At 49.5% G+C, this 3051-nt stretch carries 3 protein-coding genes; 1 reads left to right on the top strand and 2 read right to left on the bottom strand.

Annotated features, from left to right (window positions below):
* Positions 1–130 precede the first annotated feature (130 nt).
* Positions 131–757 carry a recombinase family protein gene (locus ACZRMH_RS25660; protein ID WP_464015799.1) on the bottom strand — a complete coding sequence of 209 codons (627 nt, stop codon included), beginning with the start codon at positions 755–757 and terminating at the stop codon, positions 131–133.
* 1134 nt (positions 758–1891) lie between these two features.
* Positions 1892–2113, bottom strand: a complete 222-nt coding sequence (locus ACZRMH_RS25655; RefSeq protein WP_314492375.1) for a helix-turn-helix domain-containing protein — start codon at positions 2111–2113, stop codon at positions 1892–1894.
* A gap of 121 nt (positions 2114–2234) precedes the next feature.
* Here ACZRMH_RS25655 and ACZRMH_RS25650 point away from each other — a divergent pair, with 121 nt between their 5' ends.
* Positions 2235–2540 carry a hypothetical protein gene (locus ACZRMH_RS25650; RefSeq protein WP_314492373.1) on the top strand — a complete coding sequence of 102 codons (306 nt, stop codon included), beginning with the start codon at positions 2235–2237 and terminating at the stop codon, positions 2538–2540.
* The last annotated feature ends 511 nt before the right edge of the window (positions 2541–3051 follow it).

The following is a 3051-nucleotide window of genomic DNA, read 5'->3' as shown; positions in this document are numbered from 1 at the left end:
TGGAAAGAAAATCTGGCAGGCCAAGATGATCAACTGAATTTGACCTGACAGTCATGACCGCAAATCCGGTAACTGTCAGATCAAGTCTGAACTTCTACACTTGATCAGAGTATCTGCGTAGCAACCAGCATCACGCCGCCTTCGATTCTTTCTTGATCCTGTACACAGTGGCGACCCCACACTCAGCCAACTTGGCAATTTCATCGGCAGACATTGTTGGATGCTTCCGCATCAGCGACTGTACCGCAGCCCACTTGGCAGCATTTCTTCCCTTACCTGCTGGCTTCCAATTGGGATCAGAAACCTTCTTGTTCTCCAACCCTTGCTTAATACGCTCTACGCGCTTTTCTTGATCCAGTCGTGCCATGGTGGCCATCAGATCAATCAGCATGTTGTTGATCACATCCATGATTTGCCCAGTGATTCCTTTCGCTTCAATGTGCATGTGACTGGTAGGTAAATCAGCAACAACCAGACGCAACCCTTTAGCCTTGATGGTCGCCTTGAGAGTGTCCCAATCAGCCTGTGAGAGACGACTCAGGCGGTCTACGGACTCAACCAATAGCACGTCGCCACTTTCGGCAGTATCGAGCAGGGAGAGCAGTTCAGGACGGTTGAGCTTGGTCCCACTGATGTTTTCTGCATACACGCCAACGATGCTCAAACCCTTCTCGGTAGCGAACAACTCCAGAGCCACTTTTGCACGGTTGGCGTCTTGATCTTTGGTCGATGCTCGGAGGTACAAGTGGGCGTTCATGGTTGGCTATCCTTTGGAGTCTTGATTTGATAGAGCAATGATAAAGTATCATTAATCTATTATAAAGACTTTATTGATAGTTTGTTTTTGCCACTACGCAGCTTCCGCCTCACTACCGCATAGGTCTACTTCTTTGATAGCAGTTATTGTCGGAGTTTGGGAATCCCAGCCGTAATGGCGGATGTATTTGCATCAAGGGTCTGCAATGCAGAGCAAGCATTTTCATGAGTGATACTCGATCCACTGACTCGAGCCCAAAGGGCTGCCTCTTCAATTGCAGCAGCTAGAGCGTGCTAGTTGTGCAGCAATAAGGTGAGCACATCTGCTGTGGCTATACGTGCATCTATTTCGTCCTGCATGGCTATCGTCCTTTAGGGGTGTGCAGGATCGTAGTTCAGCATGGATGTAACGGCTGACACTCAAGTGCTGGGGTGGGCTGCCGCATTTAAAATGCGACTTGGAAGGGGGAAATTGGCTGTTTTCTCATTTAAAACTGTTTTCTGCTGCGGGGAGCGGACTTTGCTAAACACATGAAGGCTGGAGGCCCCGTAGAATCAGGGCTACAGACGTGCCACGCTTAACGCTTACCTGTAAACGGGTTTTAAAACCGAGGTTCTTTGGGGGTTTAAGGCCAGTTATTCGGGGTTTCTCAGGGCTTTCGCCCTAAGGTGGTATAACCAATTACAGCTCACGCCGTGAGTAGCAGGAGTGCTCATAATGCATGCGGAAGGATGGAGAAGACTCTGGGAGTTTGCGAAGTGGCTTGCCTCAATCGCTGTCGGGGCGGGCTGCTTCATTACAGTCATGCCGACAACCGCCCCATCGGCTGACTCAGCCCCAACAGCCGGGCAAATCCTTATCGGCATGTTATTCATAAGCGGGATTGCTGGTAGTGCAACGTTTGGCCTTCTACATGCTCTGGAATGGGTATACCGGGGCTTTCGCCCTTTGCCTAGCGGGGATACCACAGCAGATGCACCACCACTGGTAGTGCATGAGCCCGAGCCTGCGCAGGCGCCACCATCGGAACAGCGTCCAGTCCTTCCCAATCCAGACAATCAGCAACTCTAGCAGGCAATGCCAGCACCATACATACGAGGCTGGGGCATCTGTGAATCGCAATAGCAGTGTTTGTCAAAGCCCTTGCAGCAGTTCCGACAACGTCATTCCCAACCCGTCAGCTAGCACCTTGGCCGCGTCTAGGCTGGGGTTGGCGGTGCCTGTCTCAATACGAGACATGTATGTCCGAACGAAGCCGCACTTATCAGCGAAAGCTTCCTGACTGAAGCCCTGACTGGTGCGAAGCTCCCGAACTCGTTGGCCGAAGCCCTTTCTTAAATTCTGATTTGGCTGCATACACGGATGATGGCCGGATGTATTCTGATCGTGAACACACCAACTGATGACACACCAAGTGATACACTGGTGTCTGCCAATCGCCCCAGGGCGAGCAAACGCCATGCCGCAAGGATGAAAAATGAACGAACAACTCTTTGTGCTTACCAGCCGGAAACGAACCACCAACCACATCTTGCACCTGCTGCTTTGTATCCCGACATTCGGCCTTTGGCTGATCGTGTGGGGCATCACCATGTCGAGCAACAACAGTCACAACAGAAAGATCGATAGGCAGATTGATCGTATCGTGGAGTACAAGGCTGAGGGGTTCAGTGACACTGAAACTTTCAAACAGACGAAGGCAGACAAAGCTGACGATGACGCATTTCAACTAAAGGTGATATTCGCTATCATCGTTGTGGGGCTGTACTTCTACTTCCGATAATCGTTGCACACTAATAGCGGAGCTAGGAGAGTATTGCACTCAATGCTCCGCTTAAGCATTTGCACAATCAAGCCGAAGGCTTAAGGCATATCTCTTCAGTGTTTTATAAAAAAATACAATCAAAGACAACATCTCAAGAAGGATATGCAGCCCTATGACTTGCCATAGGAGAATAGTACCTAGACCAGCGGTCAAATGTACCATATACCACATGAAACCCTGTAGATCGTGGTCTAGAGAAAATTCTGCAATTACAATTCTTTGATCTTGATATTGCGCGTTGGTGCAAAGCCATTATCAGAATGATAGAGAGTAGAACCACCGTATCGGTGACGATACAATGCAGCACTTTGCAAGAGGGTAATCGCAATCTCTTTGAGGGGATTGATGTAATCAATATGTCCCCTTTATCATCTGTAGAAGTCTCGACTTGATCTGACACCCCTCTTGAAAAAGAACGGGGCTACCGGGTTTGATGGTTGTGCGAGCAATCACCAACCCAAGAGGAGTA

The sequence above is a fragment of the Pseudomonas sp. B414 genome, assembly GCF_055408445.1.
Note: the sequence above shows the minus strand (reverse complement) of the source record. Positions and strands in the feature narration are given on the sequence as shown.

What these genes read in the sequence shown, in the direction of transcription:
- ACZRMH_RS25660 (WP_464015799.1), bottom strand. Translation starts at nt 757, where the DNA reads ATGAACGCCCACTTGTACCTCCGAGCATCGACCAAAGATCAAGACGCC.
- ACZRMH_RS25655 (WP_314492375.1), bottom strand. Translation starts at nt 2,113, where the DNA reads ATGCAGCCAAATCAGAATTTAAGAAAGGGCTTCGGCCAACGAGTTCGG.
- ACZRMH_RS25650 (WP_314492373.1), top strand. Translation starts at nt 2,235, where the DNA reads ATGAACGAACAACTCTTTGTGCTTACCAGCCGGAAACGAACCACCAAC.